Origin of the sequence: Streptomyces sp. CB02009 (genome assembly GCF_001905825.1) — a bacterium.
In the GTDB taxonomy this organism is placed as follows: domain Bacteria; phylum Actinomycetota; class Actinomycetes; order Streptomycetales; family Streptomycetaceae; genus Streptomyces.
Genome location: NZ_LIVV01000033.1, coordinates 1 through 3,323 on the forward strand (window position 1 = coordinate 1; position 3,323 = coordinate 3,323).

Below are 3,323 nucleotides of genomic sequence, written 5' to 3' on the forward strand. Positions count from 1 at the left end.
GGTACGGGGCGAGGGCGCCCCGGCGGAGCTCGCGGTCCGCTGCCTGCGCGAACTGATGGGCGGGACGAGGCTGCTGAACCCGGACGTCCCGGACGTCAGCGGAGGGGGGCCGGCGGCCGGCCCACGAGGACGTCGCTGAACCCGGACGTCAGCGGAGGGCCGGACGTCAGCGCAGGGTCAACGACCGGCCCATGAGGACGTCGCTGAACCCGGAACGTCAGCGCAGGCCCGGACATCAGCGCAGGGTCAGCGACCGGCCCATGAGGACGTCGTCCACGTACTCCCCGGCCAGGAACATCTCCCCCGGCAGCACGCCCTCCACCGCGAAGCCCTCGGAGGCGTAGAGCGCGCGGGCCGGGGCGTTGTGGCCGAGCACCCGCAGGGTCATGCGGACGGCGCCGTCCGCCCGCGCCTTGTCCATCGCGGCCCGCAACAGCGCCCGGCCCACGCCGTGCCCCCGCGCGGTCTCGGCCACCACGAGCCCCTGGATCTGCCGCACATGGGCGGTGGCCGCGAGCCGGGTCGGCGGCACCACCCGGATGTAGCCGACGACCTCCTCCTCGCGGACGGCGAGGAGGTAGTCCCCGGGGATGTGGCGCTCGTCGAAGAAGGGCTCGTACGGCGGCTCCGGGGCGGGCAGCACCGCGTGCAGGGGCGACCAGGCGGCCCGGTCGAGCTCGGCGAGTGCGGCGTCGTCCGCTCGTTCGGCGGTACGTATCAGGGTCTCCGGCACGATCATGACCGCCACTGTGCCACGCGCCCGCCCGGGAGGGCAGGATGGTGCCCATGCAGCGTTCCGCACCTCGCAAGCGCGTCGCCGTCACCGGCGCCTCCGGGCTCATCGGCTCCGCCCTCGTCCGCTCCCTGCGCGCCGACGGCCACGACGTCGTCCGGCTCGTCCGCCGGCCGGCCCGGACCGCCGACGAGGTCGAATGGGACCCGAAGCGGCTGTACGTGGACGCCGCCGGGCTCGTCGGCGTGGACTCCGTCGTGCATCTGGCCGGCGCCGGAGTCGGCGAACGCCGCTGGACCGAGGCGTACAAGCAGGAGATCCGCGACAGCCGCGTCCTCGGCACGACGGCGATCGCCCAGGCCGTCGCCTCCCTCGCGGAGCCGCCCGAGAGCCTGGTGTGCGGCACCGCGCTCGGCTGGTACGGGGACACCGGCAGCCGCGCCGTCGACGAGAGCGCCCCGGCGGGCACGGGCTTCCTGCCCGAGGTCTGCGTGGAGTGGGAGGCCGCTGCGGCCCCCGCGGAGGAGGCCGGCATCCGGGTCGCCTACGCCCGTACGGGCCTGGTGGTGGCGCGCGAGGGAGGGGCGTGGGGACGGCTGTTCCCGGTCTTCCGGGCCGGACTCGGCGGCCGGATGGGAGACGGCCGCCAGTACTGGTCGTTCATCTCCCTCCACGACGAGGTGGCCGCCCTGCGCCATCTCGTGGACACCCCGGAGCTCTCGGGCCCGGTGAACCTGACCGCCCCCGAACCCGTCACCAACCGCGAGGTGACCGCGGCGATGGGCCGGGTCCTGCACCGGCCGACGCTCTTCACCGTGCCCGCGCCCGCGCTGAAGCTGGTGCTCGGGGACTTCGCGCAGGATGTGCTGGGCAGTCAGCGGGTGCTGCCGGGCAGGCTGTTGGAGACCGGGTTCGACTTCGCTTTCCCGACGATCGACGACTCGATCAGGGCCGCCGCGCACTGACCTCCGCGCCGCGCGCCCCCTCCTTCGCTCCCCCTCCGTGCTCCCCCGTGCCACGCGCACCCCGGTGCGCGCGGCTGGCACCCGTGGGAGCGCTGCCTAGGCTCGACGAGAACGGCGAACTCGGGCATTCCGGAGGCCGGTTGGGGGCATAGGCCTCCCACTGGCCGCGCCGACCTGGGGAGGGGCACGTGCTCAACAGCGCAGACAGCGCAAGGACCGCACAGCGTACGAACGCCGACAGCGACGTCGATGTCGACCTCGGCACCGCGCACACCGTGGACATCGGCACCGCGCACACCGTCGAGGTCGGCAGCGCGCACACCGTCGAGGTCGGCAGCGCGCACACCGTTGACGTCGACGTCGAGGTCGACGTCGTCATCGTGGGAGCCGGGGTCGCGGGACTCGCCGCGGCCCGCCGGCTGACCGACGCCGGACTCACCGCGGTCGTCCTGGAGGCGGAACCCCGCATCGGGGGCCGGATGGCGACCGAGGCCGTCGACGGCTTCCTGCTCGACCGGGTGGGACCGCTGCTCACCCTGTCGTACGAGGAACTCCGGGCCGTCCCGGGGCTCGACGGCCTGGCGTTGCGGCCGTTCGCCCCCGGGGTGCTCGTGCACAGCGACGGCCGGTACGCGCGGTGGGGCGCCCCGCACCCGCGCCGGACGGCCGGCGCGGCCCGGAGCGCGGGGCACCGGAGCGTGGGGGGAGCGTTCAGCGTGGCGCGCGCCCTCGCGAGCGCCCCCCGGCATCCGGCCGCCTCGCTCGACCAGGCGCGGCTCGGCGCGTCCCTCGTCCGGCTCGCGGCGACCCCGGCCCAGCGGATCCTGGCCCGCCCCGAGCGGACCGCGCGCGAGGCACTGACCTCGCGGCTGCCCGCCAGGACCGTCCAGGGCGTCCTGCGGCCGCTGCTCGCGGCGCTCCTCGGCGACCCGGACCTCGGCATGTCGAGCCGCCGCGCGGACCAGGCGCTGCGCGCCTTCGCCCGGGGCCGGCTCGCGGTGCCCGAGGGCGGGGCGGCCGCGCTCCCGGAGCGGCTCGCGGCGGCGCTGCCGCCCGGCACGGTACGGACCGGGGTCCGGGTCACGGAGGCGTCGATCTCCCGGGTGACGACGGCGGAGCACGGGGTGTTCCGGTGCCGGTCGGTCGTGCTCGCGACGGGGGCGCGGACGGCCGCCGAGCTGCTGCCCGGGCTTCGCACGCCCGCCTTCCACGCCGTGACGGTGCTGCACCACACGGCGCCGGTGGCGCCGACGGCCGACCCGGCGCTGCTCCTGGAGGCCGACCCGGGCGGGCCGGTGGCCCACACGGCGGTGATGAGCGCGGTGGACCCCGGGCGGGCGCCCGAGGGCCGGACGCTGATCACCTCGACGGTGCTCGGGACGCCGCCGGACGACACGGAGCGACGGGTCCGCAAGCACCTCGCGACGCTGTACGGCACGTCGACGGACGAATGGGAACTGCTGGCCCTGCGTCACACGCCGGACGCGGTCCCGTCGATGCCGCCACCGCACGACGCGCACCGCCCGGTCCGCCTGCTCGCGGGCCTGTACGTCTGCGGCGACCACCGCGCGACGAGCACCCTCCAGGGCGCCCTGGCCTCGGGCCAGCGGGCGGCGACGTCGCTG

3 protein-coding genes are annotated in these 3,323 nt (G+C 76.2%); 2 read left to right on the forward strand and 1 reads right to left on the reverse strand.

The genetic code is table 11. The features are described 5' to 3' along the window. Window positions 1-235: 235 nt before the first annotated feature. Entirely contained in the window at window positions 236-739 is a 504-nt protein-coding gene (locus AMK27_RS40955; protein WP_073919593.1) for a GNAT family N-acetyltransferase, read from the reverse strand. Between the two features lie 38 nt (window positions 740-777). On the opposite strand from AMK27_RS40955, the gene AMK27_RS40960 reads away from it, so the two are divergent. Further along, the gene (locus AMK27_RS40960) at window positions 778-1,698 is read left to right on the forward strand and encodes a TIGR01777 family oxidoreductase (protein WP_079188837.1); all 921 of its coding nucleotides are present in this window, start codon (window positions 778-780) and stop codon (window positions 1,696-1,698) included. A 188-nt stretch (window positions 1,699-1,886) separates the two neighbouring features. Next, the coding region (locus AMK27_RS40965) for an NAD(P)/FAD-dependent oxidoreductase (RefSeq protein WP_274535775.1) at window positions 1,887-3,323 on the forward strand (1,437 nt) is incomplete at its 3' end.